Origin of the sequence: Rathayibacter oskolensis (assembly GCF_900177245.1) — a bacterium.
GTDB classification, from domain to species: Bacteria; Actinomycetota; Actinomycetes; order Actinomycetales; family Microbacteriaceae; genus Rathayibacter; species Rathayibacter oskolensis.
On sequence record NZ_FXBM01000001.1, the window covers coordinates 1,074,616 to 1,094,751 of the forward strand.

Genomic DNA, 20,136 nt, shown 5'->3' on the forward strand with positions numbered 1-20,136 from the left:
GCCGAGCCGGACGAGGTGACGCCACGACGGGCGGCACGCGGACGAGCGGCTCAGACGTAGGAGGCGCGGATCGCGCCGACGGGGCGCCCGCCTCCCGAGACCACGGGGTTCAGCCGGACGAGCACCTCGTTCGCGGCCGCGCGATCGACCGTGCCCGCCTCGACGAGGAGCTTCAGGCCGACCACCGTCGCGGCTCGGAGGCTGCCGTCGAGGATCTTGAGCGCGACCGTGGTGCCGTCGGTCGCGGCCATCACGAGCACACCCTCGGCGCCGAGCTTGGCGACGAGACCGAGGCGCTCGATCACCACCGTGTTGTCGCGCCCCGGCCCGTCGAGGGCCCACGCGTTCTCGAGGACGGCGTTCGTGAGCAGGCCGGCCTGACGGTAGAGCCCGAACGGCGACGCGGGGGAGGAGGAGACGATCCGAGAGATCCCCTTGGCCAGCGCGGTCAGCGGGAGCGCGTGCACGGGCGCGCCGCAGCCGTCGACGCCCGACGCGACGATCCGCTCGCCGGTGAGCCGCTCGATCGTGTCGACGATGTGCTGCTGCAGCGGATGGGACCGCTCGAGGTAGTCCTCGGTGCTCCAGCCGTTCTGCACGCACGCCAGCAGCATCGCCGCGTGCTTGCCCGAGCAGTTCATGTAGAGCGGGTCGGCACTCGCCCCGCCGCGCAGCAGCTTGGCGCGGCTCGCGGAGTCGGAGGGCCAGTCGGCCGGGCACTGCAGGGCGGTGTGGTCGAGCCCCGCCCGGAAGAGGAGGTTCTGCACCAGGGCGACGTGCTGCGGGATGCCGGCGTGGCTCGCGGTCGCGATGACCGCCTCCGCACCGTTCAGCTCGACGCCGGCCGTCATCACCGCCAGAGCCTGGAAGGGCTTCAGGCACGACCGCGGGAAGATCGGGGCCGACGGCGTGCCGAGGCTGCGGGTGACGCGACCGTCGGAGTCGAGCACGACGGCAGAGCCGGAATGCCGGGACTCGATGAATCCCGAGCGCTCGACGACGGCCAGTTCGACGGACTCGGCGACGGTGAAGGTTCCTGCGGGCATCCCTCCATCTTGCCCGACGGCCCGCCGCTCGCCGCGCGCGGCCGCTCCCTCTGGTGCGCTACAGGGTCGCGAAGGCGTCGGCGAGGACCGAGACGGCGTCGTCGAGCAGCTCGTCGGTGAGGGCGAGGCTCGGGAGGAACCGGACGACGTTGCCGTAGGTCCCGGCGCTCAGGACGAGCACTCCGTGTGCAGCGGCGTAGTCGATGACGGCGGTCACGGCGGCCGTGTTCGGCGTCTTCGACGTCGAGGCCGTGCCCGCGAGGACGAGCTCGATCGCCATCATCGCTCCGATACCGCGAACGTCGCCGATGATGTCGTAGCGCGTCTGCAGATCGCGGAGGGCCGCGCCGAGCCGGGCGCCGATCCGGTCGGCCTCGGCGAGCAGACCGTCGCGCTCGATGCGCTCGAAGACGGCCACCGAGGCGGCTGCCGCGACCGGGTTGCCTCCGAACGTGCCGCCCAGGCCGCCCGCCTGCGCCGCATCCATGATCTCGGCGCGACCGGTGACACCCGCAAGCGGGAGCCCACCCGCGATCCCCTTGGCCGAGAGCACCAGATCGGGGACGAGGCCGAAGTGCTCGCTCGCGAACCAGGCTCCGGTCCTGGCCATGCCCGACTGGATCTCGTCGGCGACGAAGACGATCCCGTTGGCGGTGCACCACTCCTGCAGCGCCGGGAGGTAACCGTCCGCCGGGACCATGAAGCCGCCCTCGCCCTGAACGGGCTCGACCACGAGGCAGGCCAGCGCGGAGGCGCCGACCGTCTTCTCGAGGTAGGAGACGGTGCGCTCGGCGGCCTCGGCACCCGAGAGGCCGTCGTGGTACGGGTAGGAGCTCGGGGCGCGGTGCACGTCGCTCGCGAACGGGCCGAAGCCGAGGCCGTAGGGCAGCGCCTTGAAGTTCATCGCCATGGTGAGGTTGGTGCGGCCGTGGTAGGCGTGGTCGAGAACGGCCACTCCCGGCCGACCCGTGTGCTTGCGGGCGATCTTGACGGCGTTCTCGACCGCCTCGGCACCGGAGTTGACCAGCACGGTCTTCTTCGCGAAGTCGCCGGGCGTGTGCTCGGCGAGCAGCTCCGCGACGCGGATGTAGGGCTCGTAGGGCGTGACCGTGAAGAGCGTGTGCGTGAGGCGGCCGAGCTGCTCGGTCGCGGCGGCCACGACGGCGTCGTCCGTGTGCCCGATCGTCGTGACGCCGATGCCGGCTCCGAGGTCGATGAACTGGTTGCCGTCGACGTCGACCAGGATCGCGCCGTGCGCGCGATCGATGTACACGGGCAGCGCGGTGCCCACTCCGGAGGGGACCGCTGCGAGGCGACGCTCGTGCAGAGCCCGCGAACGCGGACCGGGGATCTCGGTCGCGAGGCGCCGCTCCTGGGGGACTGCCGACGTGGGAACCTGGGGGGCGAGCGTGTCTGTCATGGTCCGTCGAGTCTATCGGCGGGCCCTGCGGAGCCAGGGGTCCAGACGGTCGAGACCGGCCTGATCCACCGACGAGAGGGAGCATTCCGTTGAGAGCCGAGCACGATTACGCGGTTTCCGTCGTCTGGCAGGGCGATCGGGGGACGGGAACGAGCGGCTACCGCGAGTACGGGCGGCAGACCGTTCTGAGTGCCGAGGGCCCCGAGTCCATCCTCGCCTCGGCGGACAAGCCCTTCCGCGGCGACACCGACCGGTGGAACCCCGAGCAGCTGCTGCTCGCGGCGCTGGCGCAGTGCCATCTGCTGTCCTACCTCCATGTCGCCGTGAAGAACGGAGTCGTCGTCACGGGCTACGCCGACGACGCCGTCGGGCGCATGGTGCAGGAGGGGGAGGGCGGCCGCTTCGTCTCGGTGACCCTCCGGCCCCGGGTGCGCGTGGCCGAGGAGTCGATGATCGAGATCGCGCAGACGCTGCACGCCGAGGCGTCGCGCCTGTGCTTCATCGCCAACTCGGTGAGCTTCCCGGTCGGCCACGAGCCGACGACCGTGGCCGGAGACGCCTCGACGGAGTGAGTCAGAGCCGCTCGTGCGGCAGGGCGCGCTTGAGGCGCTCGACGGCCGTCGCGGGCGGCGACTCGTTGTAGACGCCCGCCGCCTCCTGCTCCGACAGGGCGTGGATGGCCGTCATCACCTCGTCGGTCGCGTGACGCCTGGCGCGGCCGGAGTCGGCGGAGCCGTGCGGCGAGAGATCGAGGGGCGCGCCGAAGCGCACGGTGATCCGGTGCAGACGCGGGATGCTCGACCCGACGGGCTGCAGCTCCTGCGTGCCGATCAGTCCGACCGGCACCACGGGCGCTCCCGTGGTGAGCGCGAGCCAGGCGACCCCGGTGCGTCCTCGATAGAGTCGGCCGTCACGCGATCGCGTCCCCTCCGGGTAGACGGCGAAGGCCTCGTCGCGCTCGAGGATCGCGCGTCCGAGATCGAGCGCCTCCTGGGCAGCCTGACCGGCTCCGCGCTCGACCGGCACGGCCCCGACGGCCGTGAAGAAGGAGCGGGACAGGGCGCCGCGAGCACCGGTCCCGGTGAAGTAGTCGGCCTTCGCGAGGAACTGCACCGGCCGGGGTGCGAGCAGGGTCAGCACCGGTGAGTCGATGAAGGAGAGGTGGTTGCTGGCCAGGATGACGCGGCCGGTGGTGGGCACGTTGTCGCGCCCCTCGACGATCGGGCGGTAGACCATCCGTCCGACGCGGCTCATCGTGAATCGCGCCACACGCGCCGAGAGGCCGATCCCGGGCGGGGTCGGCCTCTCGTGATCGTCGTCGGTCCGCATCCGGACGAGGCTACCGGCGGACGCATGCCCGCGCGGTCATGTGGTGTCGAGCGGTCAGCAGAGCGCCGAGAGCGCCTCCTCCAGCACCGTCGCCGCGTCGTCGATCAGCTCCTCGCTGATGACCACGCTCGGCATGATCCGCAGCACGCTGTCCCAGCTGCCCGCGTCCAGCGCGATCACGCCGTTCGTGGTGGCGTGCTTCAGGACCGCCGCGAGCGCCTCCGGGTTCTGGCGCTTCGTCCCCGGGTGCACGAGCTCGACCCCGAACATCGCGCCCTTGCCGCGGACCTCGCCGACCACCGGGAACCGCTCGGCCCAGTCGCCGATGCGGGCGAGGAGCGCGCGCTCGACGCGCTGCGCCTCCTGCAGCAGACCCTCCGACTCGATCGCCTCGAACGTCGCCAGCGCGGCGGCCGTCGAGACGGGGTTGCCGCCGAAGGTGCCGCCGATGCCGCCGGGCTGCACGGCGTCCATGATCTCGGCGCGACCGGTGACCGCGGCGAGCGGGAAGCCTCCGGCGATGCCCTTCGCCGTCGTGATCAGGTCGGGGACGACGCCGCAGTGCTCGATGGAGTACCAGGCGCCGGTGCGCGCGATGCCCGCCTGGATCTCGTCGGCCACGAAGACGATGCCGTTCTCGGTGCAGAACTCCGAGAGTCGCTCGAAGTACCCCGGGGCGGGGATGATGATGCCGCCGTCGCCCTGGATCGGCTCGACGAACAGCGCGGCGAGCTCCTGGGCTCCGATGTGGGTGCGGATGTAGTCGATCGAGCGCTCGGCGGCTTCGGCGCCGGTCATCCCCTCCGGGTCGCGGAAGGGGTAGCTCATCGGCAGGCTGTAGATCTCGCCGGGGAACGGGCCCATTCCGGCGCGCTCCGGCCAGGGCCGGTAGGTCATCGCCATCGTCAGGTTGGTGCGCCCGTGGAAGGCGTGGTCGAGCGAGGCGATGGCGCGGCGACCGGTGTACTTGCGGGCGATCTTGACGGCGTTCTCGACCGCCTCCGCGCCGGAGTTGACGAGGATCGAGTGCTTCTCGAAGTCGCCGGGAGTGATCTCGGCGAGCTTCTCGGCGACGCGGACGTAGTTCTCGTAGGGGGTGACCGTGAAGAGGGTGTGCGTGAGCTTGTCGGCCTGAGCGGCGGCCGCGGCGGCGACCGCCGGGTGCGCGTGGCCGATGGTGGTGACTCCGATGCCGCAGCCGAGGTCGATCAGGCGATTGCCGTCGACGTCGACGAGGACCGCGCCCGAGGCGTGGTCCATGTAGATGTTCGCGAGGGTGCCCGCGCCCCGCGAGACGCTCGCGACGCGTCGCTCCTGCAGGGCGATCGAGCGCGGGCCGGGGAGCTCGGTGACGAGCGCGCGGGACTGGGGGACCGAGAATTCACGCATTCCCCCATGCTAGGCGCCGGGGTCCGAGGACCCTGTGACGGCACAGCGTCCAGGCACCGCAAAGGCGGATCGACGACGATGGCCTCTTCCCCGTAGGTATCCGGCCCCGCCGGAGAGGAAAGGTGCGCCGTGCGCAGAACATTCGCGATCCTGGCTGTCGTCGCCGCGTCCCTGGGCCTCACGGCCTGCACCGGCACGGCGGAGGAGGCGGAGCCGAGCGCCTCGGCGACCCCGCTCTCGTGCGTCTCGGAGGGCGACGCCACCGCCGCCGTCCAGACCAGCGGCGACTTCGCGACGAAGCCCGTCACCGTGTTCCCGACGCCGATGAGCGTCGACGCGACGGAGCGGGCCACCGTGATCGAGGGGACGGGCGAGGAGGTCGCGGAGGGCGACACCGTGCTCGTCGACTACACCCTCTACAACGGCACCAGCGGGGCCGAGTTCTCGGCCAGCAGCTACGCGTCGGGCGGTCGTGCGGCCTTCGAGGTCGACACCGAGCAGTACCTCGCCGGCCTCGTGAAGGCCGTGAACTGCGCGACCGTCGGCTCGCGGGTCGTCGCGGTCGTGCCGCCGGCCGACGCCTTCGGAGACGCGGGCAGCACCGATCTCGGCATCGCAGCGACCGACTCGATCGTCATGGTCATCGACGTCGAGAGCATCGTCCCCACGACGGCGACCGGCGAGCCCCAGGCTCCCGTCGACGGGCTGCCGACCGTCGCCCTCGCGGACGACGGGACGCCGACGGTCACGATCCCCGAGACCGATGCCCCCGCCGAGCTGCAGCTCGAGGTGCTCAAGAAGGGCGACGGACAGGCCGTCGTCGACGGCGACTCGCTGATCGTGCAGTACCAGGGCGTCGTCTGGGGCACGGGCGAGGTCTTCGACCAGAGCTGGGGATCAGGCACTCCGGCGTCGTTCAGCACGGGCGGCGTCATCGAGGGCTTCAAGCAGGCCGTCGTCGGCCAGACGGTCGGCTCGCAGGTGCTCGTGGTGATCCCGCCCGCTCAGGGCTACGGAGAGGCGGGGAACGCCGACGCCGGCATCAGCGGCACCGACACCCTCGTCTTCGTGATCGACATCCTCGCGGTGAGCTGACCCGGAGCACCGCGGGCGCACCGTGCCAGGATGGGCGGATGCGCAGGGTCATCATCCTCGGCTCGACCGGGTCCATCGGCACGCAGGCGCTCGACGTCATCGACGCCCACCGCGACCGGTTCGAGGTGGTCGGGCTCGGAGCCGGGTCGAACCGCGCCGTGGTCGCCGAGCAGGCCCGGGCGTTCGGGGTCGAGCACCTCGCGTTCGGTGCGGGGGAGGCCGAACAGCTCGTCCGGTCGGTCGAGGCCGACGTGGTCCTCAACGGCATCACCGGCTCCGTGGGGCTCGGCCCGACGCTGGCCGCTCTCGAGGAGGGTCGGACGCTCGCGCTCGCCAACAAGGAGTCGCTGATCGTCGGCGGCGAGCTGGTCACCTCGATCGCGGCTCCCGGCCAGATCGTGCCGGTCGACTCCGAGCACTCGGCGATCGCGCAGGCGCTGCTGGCGGGGGAGCACCGTGAGGTGCGCCGGCTGGTGCTGACCGCCTCCGGGGGCCCGTTCCGAGGGCGCGATCGCGCGTCGCTGAGGGACGTCACGCCCGCGCAGGCGCTCGCGCACCCCACCTGGGACATGGGACTCGTCGTCACGACCAACTCCTCGACCCTCGTCAACAAGGGGCTCGAGGTCATCGAGGCGCACCTGCTCTTCGACGTCCCCTACGACCGGATCGACGTGACGGTGCACCCGCAGTCCGTCATCCACTCGATGGTCGAGTACATCGACGGCTCGACGATCGCGCAGGCGTCGCCACCAGACATGCGCCTCCCGATCTCGCTGGGCCTCGACTGGCCGCACCGGGTCGCCGGAGTGGGGGAGCCGCTGGACTGGACGCGGGCCCACTCGTGGACCTTCGAACCGCTCGACGAGGAGGCGTTTCCCTCCGTCCGCCTCGCGAAGCGGGTGGGTGCGGCGGGGGCGTCGTACCCGGCAGTGTTCAACGCGGCGAACGAGCAGGCGGTGCAGGCGTTCCACGCCGGACGCATCGGCTACCTCGACATCCTCGAGACGGTCGAGAGCGTGGTCGACGCGCACACCGTCGACGGCGCGCTCACCCGCGAGTCGCTGGCCGAGGCGGAGGAGTGGGCGCGGCGGACCGCGGACGCGCGGATCGCCGCGGCCTGAGATCCGACGAGCTCCTGGGAGGCGACCGCTCGACCGCCCGTGAGGGACGCGCCGGGCCGATGGGCCGCTCCGGCGTACTCATCGAGGACGTCCAGCCGCAGCCCAGCGGGCCGGCCGGACCGCGGCCTACAGTGACCGGGTGGAATCCGTGCTGCTCTTCGTCCTCGGCGTCGTCATCATCGCCGTCGGCGTCGCTCTCTCCATCGCGCTCCACGAAGTCGGCCACCTCGTGCCGGCGAAGCTCTTCGGGGTCAAGGTCACCCAGTACATGATCGGCTTCGGGCCCACGCTCTTCTCCCGGCGTCGCGGCGAGACCGAGTACGGGGTCAAGGCCATCCCGCTCGGCGGCTACATCGCGATGATCGGCATGTACCCCCCGAAGCACGAGGGCGATCCCGTGACGGAGTCGGCCGTCGGCATGTTCAAGGGGATCGGCGCGCAGCCCTCCGACGCGAGATCCACGACCCGCACCTCGATGATCGACGAGGCCCGCGCCGCGAGTGCCGAGACTGTCGGCGAGGGCGAGGAGCACCGGGCCTTCTACCGCCTGGCCGTGTGGAAGCGCGTGGTCATCATGTTCGGCGGGCCGTTCATGAACCTGGTGATCGCGACGGTCCTGTTCACCGTCCTGCTCTGCGGGATCGGCGTCGCCCAGAGCACCTCGACGATCTCCACCGTGTCGCAGTGCGTCGTGCCCGCCACCGACACGAGCACCGAGAGCTGCAGCGCCGACGACCCGCTCGCCCCGGGCGCGGCCGCGGGCATCCTCCCCGGCGACACGATCACGTCGATCGACGACACGCCCGTCTCGTCCTGGGACGACCTGACGCCGCTCATCCGGGAGTCGGCGAACACCCCCCTGAGCGTCGTCGTCGAGCGCGACGGCGAGAGCCGCACCCTCACCATCACCCCCGTCGAGAACGAGGTGGCCGTCACCGACGCCTCCGGAGCCGTCGTCACCGACTCGACCGGAGCCACCGAGACGCAGACCGTGGGATTCATCGGCATCTCGCCGACCACAGCCCTCGTCCAGCAGCCGATCACCGCCGTGCCCGAGACGGTGTGGACGAACATCACGAGCGTCGCGCACGTGATCCTGAACCTCCCGCAACGCCTCTACGACGTCGCCCAGGCGGCGTTCGGCAGCGAGGAGCGCGACGCGAACGGACCCATCAGCGTCGTCGGCGTCGGACGGATCGCCGGCGAGATCGCCGCCTCCGACCAGCTTCCCGTGGTCTCGAAAGTGCAGACGATGGTCGGAGTACTCGCCTCGCTCAACGTCGCGCTGCTCGTCTTCAACCTCGTGCCGCTGCTCCCCATGGACGGCGGGCACATCGCCGGCGCGCTCTGGGAGGGGCTCCGACGCCGCCTCGCGAAACTCTTCGGCAAGCGCGACCCGGGCCCGGTCGACATCGCGAAGCTGCTGCCGCTGACGTACGTGGTCGTCCTGATCCTCGGGAGCATGAGCGCGCTGCTCATCTACGCCGACATCGTGAAGCCGATCCGGTTGTTTTGATCTGCACGCCGGTCCCTGCCCGGCGTGCCGCGGTCGGCTTGGCGAGGTGGTGGCGTGGGTGGAGCGTGGTGCGGTCAGCTAGCGCGAATCGCTGAGACGCGATTCGTGCGTTCGCCTCGGGGTGGTCGCTGGTCCTTGACCGGCGCGCCGTGGTCGGCTTGGCGGGAAGGTGGCGTGGGTGGAGCGTGGTGCGGTCGGCTAGCGCGAATCGCTGGGACGCGATTCGTGCGTTCGCCTCGGGGGTGGTCGCCGGTGGTTTCTCGGCACGCGAAGGGGGCGACAGCACGCTGATCGAACGAAGGTGGTCTCGATGCGCCCCCTTGGGGCTCTTCGACCAGCAAGAGGGGCGAGGTCTGCGGAGTGGGTCGCAGGGCTTGCCCGCGGCGGCGCGGCGACCGTCGGAGGGGCGGGTTGGCTGGCGGGTCGCTGAACGGGGAGGGGCCGGACGGTGGACGGGCGGACGGCGCGCGTACGATGGAGCGCGTGCCAGCAGTGAATCTGGGTTTGCCCAAGGTCCCCGAGACCCTCGCCCCCCGCCGCAAGTCCCGTCAGATCAAGGTCGGCAAGGTGCTCGTGGGCGGCAACGCCCCCGTGAGCGTGCAATCGATGTGCACGACGCCGACGACCAACATCAACGCGACGCTCCAGCAGATCGCAGAGCTCACCGCCTCCGGATGCGACATCGTGCGTGTCGCCGTCCCGAGCCGGGACGATGCGGAGGCGCTGCCGATCATCGCGAAGAAGAGCCAGATCCCGGTCATCGCCGACATCCACTTCCAGCCCAACTACGTGTACGCGGCGATCGACGCGGGCTGCGCCGCGGTCCGCGTGAACCCCGGCAACATCCGCAAGTTCGACGACCAGGTCGGCAAGATCGCCGCAGCCGCCAAGGCCGCCGGAGTCTCCATCCGCATCGGCGTCAACGCGGGATCCCTCGAGCCGAGCCTGATGCAGAAGTACGGCAAGGCGACTCCCGAGGCGCTCGTCGAGAGCGCCGTCTGGGAGGCGAGCCTCTTCGAGGAGCACGACTTCCACGACTTCAAGATCTCGGTCAAGCACAACGACCCGGTGATCATGGTGAAGGCCTACCGTCAGCTCGCCGAGCGCGGCGACTGGCCGCTCCACCTCGGCGTGACCGAGGCGGGCCCCGAGTTCCAGGGCACCATCAAGTCGGCGACCGCGTTCGGCATCCTCCTCGGCGAGGGCATCGGCGACACCATCCGCGTCTCGCTGTCGGCCCCTCCCGCGCAGGAGGTCAAGGTGGGTCTGCAGATCCTGCAGTCGCTGAACCTCCGCGAGCGCAAGCTCGAGATCGTCTCGTGCCCCAGCTGCGGGCGCGCGCAGGTCGATGTCTACACGCTCGCGAACGACGTCACCGCCGGTCTCGAGGGCATGACCGTCCCCCTCCGCGTGGCCGTCATGGGCTGCGTCGTCAACGGGCCGGGTGAGGCCCGCGATGCCGACCTGGGCGTCGCCTCCGGCAACGGCAAGGGCCAGATCTTCGTCAAGGGCGAGGTCGTCAAGACCGTCCCGGAGTCGGAGATCGTGCAGACGCTGATCGCGGAGGCGAACCGGCTCGCCGCGGAGATGCCCGCCGACGACACCTCGACCGGCTCCCCGGTCGTCACCGTCGCCAACTGAGCCGCGGCGGGAGCGGGTCGCCCGAGGACTCCGGATAGGATCGTCCCTCGTGGTCACCCGTCTCTCGCACCTGTTCGTCCGTACCCTCCGAGAGGATCCGGCCGACGCCGAGGTCGCGAGCCACCGCCTCCTCGTCCGCGCCGGATACATCCGGAGGCAGGCGCCCGGCGTCTTCGCCTGGCTGCCCCTCGGCCTCCGCGTCAAGCGCCGCATCGAGCGGATCATCCGCGACGAGATGGAGGCCGCGGGTGCGCAGGAGGTGCACTTCCCGGCGCTGCTGCCCCGCGAGCCCTACGAGCTCTCGGGACGCTGGACCGAGTACGGCGACGGAGTCTTCCGCCTGAAGGACCGCAAGGACGCGGACTACATGCTGGCGCCGACCCACGAGGAGTTCTTCACCCTGCTGGTGAAGGACCTCTACTCCTCGTACAAGGATCTGCCGCTCGCGATCTACCAGATCCAGGACAAGTACCGCGACGAGGCCCGCCCCCGCGCCGGTCTCCTGCGCGGCCGCGAGTTCACCATGAAGGACGCCTACTCCTTCGACTACACCGACGCCGGCCTCGACGCGAGCTACCAGCTCCAGCGGGACGCCTACGAGCGGATCTTCCACCGCCTCGGCCTCGAGTACGTGATCGTGCAGGCCGACGCCGGCGCGATGGGCGGCTCGCGCAGCGAGGAGTTCCTGCACCCGACCCCGGTGGGCGAGGACACGTTCGTGCGCTCGGCCGGCGGGTACGCGGCCAACGTCGAGGCGTACCGGACTCCGGTGCCCGACGCGCTGCCGATCGAGGGGCTCGCTGCGGCACGCGTCTTCGACTCGCCCGACACTCCGACGATCCAGACGCTCGTCGACCTCGCGAACGCCCGGCAGCCGCGCGACGACGGCCGGGCCTGGACCGCAGCGGACACCCTCAAGAACGTCGTCCTCGCACTCACCGCGCTCGACGGCACGCGGGAGCTCGTGGTCATCGGCCTGCCCGGCGACCGCGACGTCGACCTCAAGCGCGCCGAGGTCGCCTTCGCGCCCGCCGAGATCGAAGCGGCCACGGAGGCGGACTTCGCGAAGCACCCCGGTCTCGTCAAGGGCTACATCGGCCCCTGGTCGGCAGAGGGTGCCGTGCTCGGCGCGGAGTCGGCGACCGGCATCCGCTACCTGCTCGACCCGCGGGTCGTCGACGGGACCGCCTGGATCACCGGTGCCAACTCCGCCGGCCAGCACGTGCTCGACCTCGTCGCCGGTCGCGACTTCGCCGCCGACGGCGTCGTCGAGGTCGCGGAGGTGCGCGCCGGCGATCTCGCACCCGACGGCTCCGGTCCGATCGAGACCGCGCGCGGCATGGAGATCGGCCACGTTTTCCAGCTCGGCCGCAAGTACGCGGAGGTCCTCGGCCTCAAGGTGCTGGACGAGAACGGCAAGCTCGTGACCGTCACGATGGGCTCCTACGGCATCGGTGTGACCCGGATCCTGGCGATCATCGCCGAGAGCAACCACGACGACCGCGGACTGATCTGGCCGACCGACGTGGCGCCGTTCGACGTCCACGTCATCGCGACCGGCAAGGACCCCTCCGCCCTCGAGCTCGCCGAGTCCGTCGGCGCGGCCCTCGAGTCCGCCGGCCGCGACGTGCTGATCGACGACCGCCCGAAGGTCTCTCCGGGAGTCAAGTTCGGCGACGCCGAGCTGATCGGCGTCCCGGTCATCGTGATCGCCGGTCGGGGTGCGCCCGACGGCATCGTCGAGCTCTGGGACCGCCGCACGGGCGAGCGCGAGCAGCTGCCCGCCGCCGAGGCCCTCGCTCGCCTCGGAGCCTCCTGACGGCTCCGACCGTCGATCCTTCGGGTAGGATCAATGGTTCCGACGCGCGGGCTCCGCGCCTCTGCCCAGGCCCCCGACCCGCCTGACGTCGGACCGGTTTCGACATCGTCGCAGTGCGCGACACCAAGTTAATAGAGAGAAAGGCCCGCCCGTGGACATCGACCTGAGCGTTCTGCGCCTCATGGAACGCGAGCGCGAGATCCCCTTCGAGGAACTCGTGCAGATCATCGAGCAGGCGATCCTCACCGCCTACCTCAAGCACATCGGCCAGGCCGACGACGCCGACAAGGCGACCGCCGTCGACGCCCGCGTCCACCTCGACCGCAAGACGGGGCACGTCTCCGTCTTCGTGCCCGAGTACGACGACGAGGGCGCGGTGGTCGGCGAGGCCGAGGACTCCCCGCGCGACTTCGGCCGCATCGCCGCCTTCGCCGCCAAGCAGGTCATCAACCAGCGGCTGCGCGACATCGGCGACGAGAAGGTCCTCGGCGAGTTCAAGGGCCGTGAGGGCGACATCGTCGCCGGAGTCATCCAGCAGGGGCCGAACCCGAAGATGATCCACGTCGACCTCGGCTCGATCGAGGCGATCCTCGCTCCCGAGGAGCAGGTCCCCGGCGAGGACTACAGCCACGGCCGCAGGATCCGGGTCTACGTGACGAGCGTCGGCCGCGGCCCCAAGGGCCCCTCGGTGCAGGTGTCGCGGACGCACCCCTCCCTCGTCCGCAAGCTGTTCGCCCTCGAGGTGCCCGAGATCGCCTCCGGAGTCGTCGAGATCGTGTCGCTCGCCCGCGAGGCCGGGCACCGCACCAAGATCGCGGTGCGCGCGACCGAGCCCGGGGTGAACGCCAAGGGCGCCTGCATCGGCGAGCTCGGGCAGCGGGTCCGCGCCGTCACCGCGGAGCTGAACAACGAGAAGATCGACATCGTCGACTACTCCTCCGATCTGCCGACCTTCGTCGCGAGTGCGCTCTCGCCGGCCAAGGTGACCAGCGCGTTCGTGATCGATCAGAGCATCAAGGCCGTCCGCGCCCTGGTGCCCGACTACCAGCTGTCGCTCGCGATCGGCAAGGAGGGCCAGAACGCCCGGCTCGCCGCGAAGCTCACCGGAGCGAAGATCGACATCCAGCCCGATTCGGTGATGGACGGGGAGTGATCCCCGAGCGTCCGCCCCGCGGGGAGGCGCTCCCGGGAACGAGGGAGTAGAGTGGATCCCGTCAGAACGTGCGTCGGCTGCCGTCTGCGCGCCCCGCGATCCTCTCTTCTGAGGATCGTCCTCCACTCCAACACCCTCGCGGTCGATCCGCGTGCTGTTGCTGCGGGCAGGGGGGCGTGGCTGCACGACGCGAAGGACTGCTACGAACGCGCGGTCAAGCGCCGAGCGTTCAGCAGGGCGTTCCGGACACGCGAGAGCGTGGACGCGAGCGAACTGGAGCGGTACATCACCCGCGATCCGACCGGCTCGGCCCCTCGTCCCGAGGAGCCGGCGCAGCGGATCGCACCATCGAGAGAACAGGCAGAACGGCCCGTGAACTGATCATGAGCGAAGACTGATGAGCGGCTCGAAATGAGACCCGTCCGTTTGTGACGCCTGCCCCGTCTTGGGTGCAGGCCCAAGACAGGAGAGAAGTGGCTAAACCACGCGTGCACGAGATCGCATCGGAACTCGGTGTCGATAGCAAGGTCGCACTTGCGAAGTTGAAAGAGCTGGGCGAGTTCGTCAAGGGACCGTCCTCGAGCATCGAGCCCCCCGTGGCTCGCAAGCTCCGTCAGGCCCTCCAGGGCCAGGCCGGTACGAGCACCGGAGCGTCCGCTCCGGCCGCGCCCGGCACCACCACCGCCCGTCCGGGCGCCCCGCGACCGTCGGGTGTCCGCCCCTCCGCGCCGACCCCCGGCCCGGCCAAGCCGCCCGCTCCGGCACCGGCTCCGCCGATGTCGGTCGCCGAGCGTCAGGTCGCGGCTCAGGCCGCGCAGGAGGCAGCAGCCGCCCAGCGTGCACAGGACGCCGCCAACGCGCCCGCCGAGGCTCCGGCTCCGGCGACCCCCGCTGCCGCTGCCGCCCCGGCCCCCGCCGAGACGCCCTCCGCCCCCGCGGCGGAGAAGCCCGCAGGCGGACCCACCCCCGGTGGCCCGAAGCCGGCGACCCCTCGCCCGGCTCCCGCGGCTGCCACCCCGCCCCGCTCCGGCGGCGCGGGCGGCTCGACCCGTCCCGGTGGCGCCCCCCGCCCCGGCAACAACCCGTTCGCGAGCAACCAGGGCATGGGTCAGCGTCCCGCTGCGCCCCGGCCCGGCAACAACCCCTTCGCCAGCTCGCAGGGCATGGGGTCGCGTCCGACTCCCAGCAACATCCCGCGTCCCGCCGCTCCCCGCCCCGGTGCCCCGCGCCCCGGCGGACCCGGCATGGGTCAGCGTCCCGCAGGCTTCGGCCAGCGTCCCGGCGGTCCCGGCGGCGGAGGAGCCGGTCGTCCCGGCGGCCCCGGTCGTCCGGCCGGCGGCGGCTTCCAGCGTCCCGGCGGCGCCCCCGGTGCAGGCGGCGGCTTCGCCCCGCGCCCCGGTGGCGGCGGCGGTCGCGGTCGCGGCCCCGGTGGCGGCACCGCAGGCGCGTTCGGTCGCGGAGGCGGCAAGAGCAAGGCCCGGAAGTCCAAGCGCACGAAGCGTCAGGAGTTCGAGCTCAGGGAGGCTCCGTCGCTCGGCGGCGTCAGCGTCCCCCGCGGCGACGGCAAGACGATCATCCGTCTGCGCCGCGGCGCGTCGATCTCGGACTTCGCCGACAAGATCGAGGCCATGACCGGTGTTCCGGTGCCCCCCGGCAACCTGGTCACCGTGCTCTTCGCCCTGGGCGAGATGGCGACGGCGACCGAGTCGCTCGACGAGGCGACCTTCGAGGTGCTCGGCTCCGAGCTGGGCTTCAAGATCCAGGTCGTCTCGCCCGAGGACGAGGACAAGGAGCTCCTCGAGGGCTTCGGTCTCGACCTCGAGCAGGAGCTCGACGACGAGACGGACGAGGATCTCGAGATCCGTCCTCCGGTCGTCACCGTCATGGGCCACGTCGACCACGGAAAGACGCGCCTGCTCGACGCGATCCGCAACGCCAACGTCGTCGCCGGCGAGGCGGGCGGCATCACGCAGCACATCGGTGCCTACCAGGTCGTCGCCGAGCACGAGGGCGTCGAGCGCCCGATCACCTTCATCGACACCCCGGGTCACGAGGCGTTCACCGCCATGCGAGCCCGCGGTGCGCAGGTCACGGACATCGCGATCCTCGTGGTCGCGGCGGACGACGGCATCATGCCGCAGACCATCGAGGCGCTGAACCACGCCCAGGCGGCCAACGTGCCGGTCGTGGTCGCGGTCAACAAGGTGGACAAGCCCGACGCCAACCCGGCCAAGGTGCGTCAGCAGCTGACCGAGTTCGGTCTGGTCGCCGAGGAGTACGGCGGAGACGTCATGTTCGTCGACGTGTCGGCGCGGGCCAACACCGGCATCCAGGACCTCCTGGACGCCGTGCTGCTCACCGCCGACGCCGGTCTCGACCTGCGAGCCAACCCCAACAAGGAGGCTCGCGGCGTCGCGATCGAGGCGAAGCTCGACAAGGGACGCGGTGCGGTCGCGACCGTCCTCATCCAGTCGGGAACGCTGCGGGTCGGCGACGCGATCGTCGCGGGAACGGCCTACGGCCGCGTCCGTGCGATGGCCGACGAGAACGGCGTCGCCGTGCTCGAGGCCGTGCCGTCGCGACCGGTCCAGGTGCAGGGACTCTCGTCCGTGCCCCGGGCCGGCGACACCTTCCTCGTCACCGAGGAGGACCGCACCGCCCGCCAGATCGCCGAGAAGCGCGAAGCCGCTCAGCGCAACGCCCTGCTGGCCAAGGCCCGCAAGCGCATCTCGCTCGAGGACTTCACCCGTGCTCTCGAAGAGGGCAAGGTCGAGTCGCTCAACCTCATCATCAAGGGCGACGTGTCCGGTGCCGTCGAGGCGCTGGAGGAGTCGCTCGTCAAGATCGAGGTCGACGACTCGGTGCAGCTGCGCATCATCCACCGCGGTGTCGGTGCGATCACGGAGTCGGACGTCAACCTCGCGACGATCGACAACGCGATCATCGTGGGCTTCAACGTCCGCCCCGACCCGAAGGCCCGCGAGCGCGCTGCTCGAGAAGGAGTGGACATCCGCTTCTACTCGGTCATCTACAACGCGATCGAAGAGGTCGAGAACTCGCTCACGGGCATGCTCAAGCCCGAGTTCGAAGAGGTCCAGTCGGGTGTCGCCGAGATCCGCGAGGTGTTCCGCTCCTCCAAGTTCGGCAACATCGCGGGTGTCATCGTCCGCTCCGGCACGATCACCCGAAACTCGAAGGCGCGCGTCATCCGCGATGGCGTCGTCGTCGGCGACAACCTCGCCATCGAGTCGCTGCGTCGCTTCAAGGACGACGTCACGGAGGTCCGTACGGACTACGAGGCCGGTATCGGTCTCGGCAAGTACAACGACATCCAGATCGGCGACGAGATCGAGACGATCGAGATGAAGGAGAAGCCGCGAGGCTGATCCCGACTCACCAGAAGGCCCGGGTCCGCCCGGGCCTTCCGGCTTTCCCGGTGGTGTGTTCACAGCAGAGCTGGGGACGCTCAGAGGGGGATCGGGAGGGTGCTGTCGCCCTCTCGCGCCATCCCGCGCCCTGCGGGCGCCCGCCAGACCCGAGCCAGGCGCGAGAGGACGACAGCACCCTCCCTCCGCTTCAGTTCAGAAGAGCTCAGCGCTTCTGAGCAGGAGGATCAGGTGGGGTGCCTCGTCACGGCTCCTGGCTCGGGTCTGGCGGGAGCGCCGCAGGCGCTCGGGAGGGAGCCGTGACGAGGCACCCCGCCTGATCCGGAGCCCTCGAGAGCCCCAGCAACGGCCCCCGGCAGCTGCCGGAACAGTGATTAGATGACGAGCCGAGAGGCGCGTCGAGAGAGATGTGAGGACCAGCCATGGCAGATCCGGCACGGGCGAGGAAGCTCGCCGAACGGATTCAGGTGATCGTCGCCAAGCGACTCGAGCGCGGACTCCGCGACCCGCGGCTCGGCTTCGTCACCATCACCGATGTGCAGGTGACCGGCGACCTGCAGCACGCGTCCGTGTTCTACACGGTCTACGGCACCGACGAGGAGCGCGCCGATTCGGCTGCCGCTCTGAAGGCGGCCACCGGGATGCTGCGCACCGAGGTCGGCAAGAACATCACCGCCCGGCTGACCCCGTCGCTCGAGTTCATCCTCGACGCGGTTCCCGAGAACGCGAAGCACATCGAGGATCTCCTCGCCGCGGCGCGCAACCAGGACTCGCAGGTGCAGACCCTCGCCGCGACGGCGGACTACGCCGGCGACGCCGACCCCTACGTGAAGCCCCGTGAGGACGACGACGAGGACTAGTCGCCGAGCCTGAACACGGCGGAGCCCGTGGCGACATCGACCGAGACCAGGACGATGTCGACACGGGCTCCCGGCGTGAGCGGCGTCTGCACGTCGACGGTGATCTCGGGATCGAGCAGCTGCACGGACGAGCGGGTCTTCGCGGTCTGGACGACGACGCCCTCGAAGACCGAGCCCTCTCGACCCCGGAGGATCGCCGCCTCGACGACCGCGGTCGCCGAGCGTGACGCCGCTCCGGCGCGCCGGTCGCTCGAGGCCATGAGAGCGGGGAGCTCGGGCAGTGCTGACCGGAGCCAGTCGGGCAGGTCTTCGCCCGTCGAGATCGCGAGGCAGACGGCGAGTCCGAACCGGTCGACCAGGCGGCGCAGCGGTGCCGTGACGTGCGCGTAGGCAGCGGCGAGGGCCGCCTGCTCGGGATGCTCGGGGGAAGTGCCGTCGAAGGCGGTGTAACCGGCTCCTCGGAACAGCGAGGCTGCGGCGTACATGACGGCGAGCTGCCGGGGCTCTGCGGTGTCGAGCCGGCGGAGGTAGGCGCCGTACGTCTCGTCCGTCGGCCAGGGGACGCCGAGCGCCTCGGCCCGGGTGCGGAAGGCGGCGACGGTCGAGGGGTCTGCGGCCGGCATGGTGCGGAGGATCCCGACGCCGGCGTCGAGCATCATCGCCGCCGCCGACATGCCGGTCAGGAGCGAGACCTGCGCGTTCCACGCCTCGACGGCGAGGGGGGCGCGACGCTCGACCCGGTAGCCGCCGTCGGCAGCGACGATCTCCTCCTCGGGGAGGGTCAGGCTCGCTCCACCGCGCTCGGCCTCGCGGGCGAGGCGCTCCCTCCCGAACCAGGGCAGGAGCTCGATCGACGGATGCGGCCGACCCGCGTCGACGCTGCGCTGGACCGTCTCGTAGTCGAGACGGGCGATGCTGGTCACGAGGGCGCGCTCCAGGCGCACGGAGCGCGGCTCGGCACCCGCGTCGAGCTCGAGCGTCCAGACCAGGGCGCGTCGAGGCTGCCCGGGGAGCAGGGACGCCGTGCCCTCGGAGAGCACATCCGGGTGCAGCGGGACGCGGCCATCGGGGAGGTAGTAGGTCTGGCCGCGCCGGCGGGTCTCGGTGTCGAGGGCTCCGCCGGGCCGGACGACCGCCGGCACGTCGGCGATCGCGTAGCGCAGGACGACGCCGGACGCGGTGGGCTCGAGATGGAGTGCCTGGTCGAGGTCGAGGGAGCCGGGCGGATCGATGGTCACGAACGGGACGGCGGTCAGATCGAGGCGCCCGGCGTCGTCGGCGAGCCGATCCGCCTCCTCGGCCTCGGCGAGCGCGGCAGGAGGGAACGGGCCGGGCAGCTCGTGCTCGACCCGCACGGCGGCGAGGGCCCGGGCGACGTCGTCGTCGGGGCGGGGGAGGCGGAGGCGGCGATCGGTCACGGCGCCACGCTACCCGTCGCCTCCGACGCCCGGCCCGGTCTGCGCGGCTGCACTCAGGAGTGGGGGAGGAGGTAGCCGACAGCCGGGTCGCCGACCGCGAGTCCGTCGGCGAGGAGGCCGGCGAGCGCGCGACGACGCTGCTCGGCATCGGGCCAGAGCGAGTCGATCTCGGCCTCGGTCACCGGCGTGTGGGCGGCGCGCAGCTCGGCGAGGATGAGGCCCCGCACCTGGCGATCGGAGCCCTCGAACCTCTTCTGGCGTGCCTTCACGGGGCCGTCGTGAGCGGGATACCCCTCGGCCCGCCAGCGGCACGCCTCGCGGATCGGGCAGTCGTCGCAGCGCGGCGCCCGCGCCGTGCAGACGATCGCTCCGAGCTCCATCATCCCGGCGTTGAACGCGGCGGCGTCCTCGAGACCCACGGGGAGGAGCGCCTCCATGGCGGCCAGGTCGACCGCTGACCGGGGCGGGCCGGGTTCTGCGGCTCCCGCCACGGCTCGGGCGATGACCCGGCGCACGTTGGTGTCGACGACCGGGTGCCGGTGGCCGTAGGCGAAGACGGCGATCGCCCGAGCCGTGTAGTCGCCGATCCCGGGCAGGGCGAGGAGGACGTCGACGTCCTCCGGGACCACGTTGCCGTGCTCCTGGGCGATCGCCAGAGCGCAGGCGTGCAGGCGGAGCGCGCGTCGCGGGTACCCGAGGGACTGCCAGGCCCTGACCGCCTCTCCGGGCGGGACGGCCGCGAGATCGGCGGGGGTGGGCCAGCGCCGGAGCCACTCCTCGAGGCGGGGGACGACCCGTACGACCGGGGTCTGCTGCAGCATGAACTCGCTCACGAGCGTTCCCCAGGCCGGGAAGCCCTCGCGACGCCACGGGAGGTCGCGCGCGCTCGCGCGGAACCAGGAGACGATCTCGGGGGAGAAGGGTGCGGGCATCGGCTCACCCT

At 71.3% G+C, this 20,136-nt stretch carries 16 protein-coding genes; 10 read left to right on the forward strand and 6 right to left on the reverse strand.

Features of this window, described 5'->3' with window-relative positions; genetic code table 11:
• Nucleotides 1–50 precede the first annotated feature (50 nt).
• Entirely contained in the window at nt 51–1,046 is a 996-nt protein-coding gene (locus B9Y99_RS05250; protein ID WP_085475490.1) for an asparaginase, read from the reverse strand.
• Nucleotides 1,047–1,104: 58 nt separating this feature from the next.
• The gene (gabT, locus tag B9Y99_RS05255; RefSeq protein WP_085475491.1) at nt 1,105–2,466 is read right to left on the reverse strand and encodes a 4-aminobutyrate--2-oxoglutarate transaminase; all 1,362 of its coding nucleotides are present in this window, start codon (nt 2,464–2,466) and stop codon (nt 1,105–1,107) included.
• A gap of 89 nt (nt 2,467–2,555) precedes the next feature.
• Between gabT and B9Y99_RS05260 the strand changes: the two genes are divergently transcribed.
• Nucleotides 2,556–3,038, forward strand: a complete 483-nt coding sequence (locus B9Y99_RS05260) for an OsmC family protein (protein WP_085475492.1) — start codon at nt 2,556–2,558, stop codon at nt 3,036–3,038.
• 1 nt (nt 3,039) lies between these two features.
• Here B9Y99_RS05260 and B9Y99_RS05265 read toward each other — a convergent pair whose 3' ends face one another.
• Together B9Y99_RS05265 and B9Y99_RS05270 are read right to left on the reverse strand one after the other, a co-directional pair.
• Entirely contained in the window at nt 3,040–3,795 is a 756-nt protein-coding gene (locus tag B9Y99_RS05265) for a lysophospholipid acyltransferase family protein (RefSeq protein WP_085475493.1), read from the reverse strand.
• Between the two features lie 54 nt (nt 3,796–3,849).
• Nucleotides 3,850–5,184, reverse strand: a complete 1,335-nt coding sequence (locus tag B9Y99_RS05270) for an aminotransferase class III-fold pyridoxal phosphate-dependent enzyme (RefSeq protein WP_085475494.1) — start codon at nt 5,182–5,184, stop codon at nt 3,850–3,852.
• Nucleotides 5,185–5,313: 129 nt separating this feature from the next.
• Here B9Y99_RS05270 and B9Y99_RS05275 point away from each other — a divergent pair, with 129 nt between their 5' ends.
• The 9 genes from B9Y99_RS05275 (at nt 5,314) to rbfA (ending at nt 17,775) form a co-directional block, all read left to right on the forward strand.
• Nucleotides 5,314–6,279 carry an FKBP-type peptidyl-prolyl cis-trans isomerase gene (locus B9Y99_RS05275; protein WP_085475495.1) on the forward strand — a complete coding sequence of 322 codons (966 nt, stop codon included), beginning with the start codon at nt 5,314–5,316 and terminating at the stop codon, nt 6,277–6,279.
• 38 nt (nt 6,280–6,317) lie between these two features.
• Nucleotides 6,318–7,400: a 1-deoxy-D-xylulose-5-phosphate reductoisomerase gene (gene dxr, locus B9Y99_RS05280; protein ID WP_085475496.1), complete on the forward strand. Its 1,083-nt coding sequence runs from the start codon at nt 6,318–6,320 to the stop codon at nt 7,398–7,400.
• Nucleotides 7,401–7,548: 148 nt separating this feature from the next.
• The gene (locus tag B9Y99_RS05285) at nt 7,549–8,916 is read left to right on the forward strand and encodes a M50 family metallopeptidase (protein WP_085475497.1); all 1,368 of its coding nucleotides are present in this window, start codon (nt 7,549–7,551) and stop codon (nt 8,914–8,916) included.
• Nucleotides 8,917–9,399: 483 nt separating this feature from the next.
• The gene (gene ispG / locus B9Y99_RS05290; protein ID WP_085476256.1) at nt 9,400–10,557 is read left to right on the forward strand and encodes a flavodoxin-dependent (E)-4-hydroxy-3-methylbut-2-enyl-diphosphate synthase; all 1,158 of its coding nucleotides are present in this window, start codon (nt 9,400–9,402) and stop codon (nt 10,555–10,557) included.
• A gap of 49 nt (nt 10,558–10,606) precedes the next feature.
• Nucleotides 10,607–12,376, forward strand: coding sequence for a proline--tRNA ligase (locus B9Y99_RS05295; RefSeq protein WP_085475498.1), 1,770 nt, complete (start codon nt 10,607–10,609; stop codon nt 12,374–12,376).
• Nucleotides 12,377–12,527: 151 nt separating this feature from the next.
• Nucleotides 12,528–13,529, forward strand: a complete 1,002-nt coding sequence (gene nusA, locus B9Y99_RS05300; RefSeq protein WP_085475499.1) for a transcription termination factor NusA — start codon at nt 12,528–12,530, stop codon at nt 13,527–13,529.
• Nucleotides 13,530–13,580: 51 nt separating this feature from the next.
• Nucleotides 13,581–13,910, forward strand: coding sequence for a YlxR family protein (locus tag B9Y99_RS05305; protein ID WP_085475500.1), 330 nt, complete (start codon nt 13,581–13,583; stop codon nt 13,908–13,910).
• Nucleotides 13,911–14,002: 92 nt separating this feature from the next.
• Entirely contained in the window at nt 14,003–16,915 is a 2,913-nt protein-coding gene (gene infB / locus B9Y99_RS05310; RefSeq protein WP_208856887.1) for a translation initiation factor IF-2, read from the forward strand.
• A gap of 422 nt (nt 16,916–17,337) precedes the next feature.
• A complete protein-coding gene (rbfA, locus tag B9Y99_RS05315) occupies nt 17,338–17,775 on the forward strand; it encodes a 30S ribosome-binding factor RbfA (RefSeq protein WP_085475502.1) in 438 nt (145 codons plus the stop codon).
• Here the strand turns inward: rbfA and B9Y99_RS05320 are convergent.
• Nucleotides 17,772–19,193: an RNB domain-containing ribonuclease gene (locus tag B9Y99_RS05320; RefSeq protein WP_085475503.1), complete on the reverse strand. Its 1,422-nt coding sequence runs from the start codon at nt 19,191–19,193 to the stop codon at nt 17,772–17,774. The genes rbfA and B9Y99_RS05320 overlap by 4 nt on opposite strands.
• Nucleotides 19,194–19,246: 53 nt before the next feature.
• On the reverse strand, nt 19,247–20,125 hold the full coding sequence (locus tag B9Y99_RS05325) for an HhH-GPD family protein (RefSeq protein WP_085475504.1): 879 nt from the start codon (nt 20,123–20,125) through the stop codon (nt 19,247–19,249).
• Nucleotides 20,126–20,136: the final 11 nt, after the last annotated feature.